The following is a 2,545-nucleotide window of genomic DNA, read 5'->3' on the forward strand; positions in this document are numbered from 1 at the left end:
AAGGATCGCCCGATCAAGCCGGGCGAAGGTGAGCGATTGCGGTGAAGTGCCTTACGGCCTCAGCACGAAGGGCGTGCCTTCGAACGCATCCGCGCCGCGGCCGATCTTCTCGATGGCCCGCACCATGCGGCCGTTCCGGCCCAGAACCTCGTCCGCCAGCGACACGATCAGCCGGTTCGGCGTGGCCGACGGCGAGGCCTTGCGCAGTTCAAGCGCCAGCTCCTCCTCGTCGGCCTCGGGCCGGAACATGCACAGCGCGGTGAAGGCCGCCGCCGTCGAACGGCTGATGCCGGCCCAGCAATGCACCAGCATCGGGTCCTTCTGGTCCCAGCTCCGGAAAAAGGCGATGAGCGTCTCGGCATCGCCAGCACCGGGCGGCACATGCCCGTCCATCGGCTGCACGATGTCGTGGAAATATAGCGTCAGATGACGGCCGGGCGTGATGCCCACCGGCGCGTCATGCGGCGTGTCGGGTGCCAGCAGCGTCACCACGTGCTTGGCATGGTGCTGGTCGATGAGGGGCTGCACCTTGTTGAGCGGGCAGACGATGATCATGGTGCAAGCTTCCTGAAGGTCTTGAGGTAAAGCGCCGCGGCATCATTGGGGGCCAGTGGCTTCAGCCGGAAGAAACGCTGCGCCGCGTCGCCGTCGAGGCCCCTTGGCTTGCCGAAGAACTTCTCGCCTTCCGCCACCGCGAAGCCGGCGAGCTGTGTCGCCTCGAGATAGGCGGCGAGGCGGTCGCATTTCTTGATGAACACCTCGAGCGTCTGCGCCCCCTGTGCCGGCAGGCCGAAGCGGATGTGGATCGCGGCGAGCAGCCGGTTCTCGAAAGCCTTGTAGTCGAGGCCGAGTGCCGCCTTGAACGGCGAGATCATGTCGCCCACCACATATTCCGGCGCATCGTGCAGCAGCGCCGCCAACCGCGCCTTGCGGTCGAGCGAGGAATCGAGGTGAACCGCCAGCTCCTCCACCAGCACGCAGTGCTGCGCCACCGAGAAGGCATGGTCGCCCTTGGTCTGGCCGTTCCAGCGTGCGACGCGCGCCAGCCCATGCGCAATGTCCTCCACCTCGATGTCGAGCGGCGAGGGGTTGAGCAGGTCCAGCCGCCGCCCCGACAGCATGCGCTGCCAGGCGCGCGGGGCCTCAGCGCCGCGCGCCATGCTTCACGGCCTCGTGGCGGTGGCAGTCGACGAGATGATCGTTCACCAGCCCGCAGGCCTGCATGAAGGCGTAGACGATCGTCGGGCCTACGAAGCGGAAGCCGCGCTTCTGCAGGTCCTTCGACATCTTCTCGGCCAGCGGCGTCTTGGCCGGAATGTCCTTCATGCTGCGGATCTTGTTGTTCAGCGGCTTGCCGTCGAGGAAGTCCCAGAGATAGGCGGAGAAATCGGGGATCGCCAGATAGGCCTGGGCATTGGTGACACTGGCCTCGATCTTCAGCCGGTTCCGCACGATGCCGGCATCCTGCATCAGCTTCTCGAGCTTGGCCGGCTTGTAGCGCGCCATCTTCACCGGGTCGAAATCGTCGAAGGCGCGGCGGAAATTGTCGCGCTTGCGGAGAATGGTGATCCACGACAGCCCGGCCTGGAAGCCGTCGAGCAAAAGCTTCTCGAACAGCGCGCGCGAATCATATTCGGGCACGCCCCATTCGGTGTCGTGATAGGCGACATAAAGTGGGTCCGTGCCGCACCAGCCGCAGCGGCACAGGCCGTCCTCGTGTTTCACGGCGTTCATGGGGCTCCCGGTATGTCGTATCTCGCCCAAGCGGGCTTCTGGACCGTCACCCTAGCACCATCGGCAAGCAGTGGGGCAGTCGCTTCCGCCAGCCGGTCGAGGCGGATGAGGGCGAGCGCCCTGTTGCCGGCGGACGAGAGCAGTGTGCCCACCTGCTTCTCGCCGGAACGGATATCGGTCCCCTTGGGCGGCACGGCGCCGTCGACCACCACCGGCAGGATGCGGCTCCGCGCCGTCCCGCGATGCTCCATGCGCGAGACCACTTCCTGGCCAACATAGCAGCCCTTCTTGAAATTCACCCCGCCCAGCTGGTCGAGATTGGCCTCGTGCGGGAAGAACTCGCCCGAGCCGAGGTCTGCCTCCGAATCCGCCAGCCCCGCCGCGATGCGGGCGGCGTCATAGCCCTCGGCGGGCGCTCCGGCCGGGCCGATGATGCGCCAGCCGATGTCGCCGCTGCGCGGGTCGCGGTAACCGCCGGAGACATCGCTGGGCGAAACCCCAACCGCAAGGTCGTCCCGCGCCGCGATCTCCACCTTGGCGCGGAGCTTGTACATCGCCAGCCGCTTCAGGAGTTCCGCCCGCTGCCCTGCGGCGCAATCGATCAGGTAACCGTCACCCTGCCTCACCACCAGCATGTCGAACAGGATCTTGCCCTGCGGCGTGAGCAGGGCGGCATAGGCGGCCTGGCCCTCGGCCACATGGTCGATGTCTGCCGTCAGCAGGTTGTGCAGGAAATGCCCGGCCTCCGGCCCCCGGACCGAAATCACGGCCCGGCCGGGGAGGCTTCCCGCCCGAAAATCAATGTCGCGCA

4 protein-coding genes are annotated in these 2,545 nt (G+C 66.7%); all 4 read right to left on the reverse strand.

Annotated elements, in window-relative coordinates; all coding sequences use genetic code 11:
* Nucleotides 1-51: 51 nt before the first annotated feature.
* Complete coding sequence (locus tag ACE3O8_RS13340) at nt 52-555, reverse strand: tyrosine phosphatase family protein (protein WP_374390523.1); 504 nt, start codon at nt 553-555, stop codon at nt 52-54.
* Nucleotides 552-1,160, reverse strand: coding sequence for an HD domain-containing protein (locus ACE3O8_RS13345; protein ID WP_374333236.1), 609 nt, complete (start codon nt 1,158-1,160; stop codon nt 552-554). Before ACE3O8_RS13345 ends, ACE3O8_RS13340 begins: the two co-directional genes overlap by 4 nt.
* Nucleotides 1,144-1,734, reverse strand: coding sequence for a DNA-3-methyladenine glycosylase I (locus ACE3O8_RS13350; RefSeq protein ID WP_374390525.1), 591 nt, complete (start codon nt 1,732-1,734; stop codon nt 1,144-1,146). The genes ACE3O8_RS13345 and ACE3O8_RS13350 overlap by 17 nt, the downstream gene beginning before the upstream one ends.
* The coding region (locus tag ACE3O8_RS13355) for a folate-binding protein YgfZ (protein WP_374390527.1) at nt 1,731-2,545 on the reverse strand (815 nt) is incomplete at its 5' end. The genes ACE3O8_RS13350 and ACE3O8_RS13355, both read right to left, overlap by 4 nt.

It is taken from the genome of Sandaracinobacter sp. (assembly GCF_041909755.1).
Classification (GTDB): domain Bacteria; phylum Pseudomonadota; class Alphaproteobacteria; order Sphingomonadales; family Sphingomonadaceae; genus Sandaracinobacteroides.

Coding starts and splice junctions, on each gene's coding strand:
- ACE3O8_RS13340 (WP_374390523.1), bottom strand. CDS start 555: ATGATCATCGTCTGCCCGCTCAACAAGGTGCAGCCCCTCATCGACCAG.
- ACE3O8_RS13345 (WP_374333236.1), bottom strand. CDS start 1,160: ATGGCGCGCGGCGCTGAGGCCCCGCGCGCCTGGCAGCGCATGCTGTCG.
- ACE3O8_RS13350 (WP_374390525.1), bottom strand. CDS start 1,734: ATGAACGCCGTGAAACACGAGGACGGCCTGTGCCGCTGCGGCTGGTGC.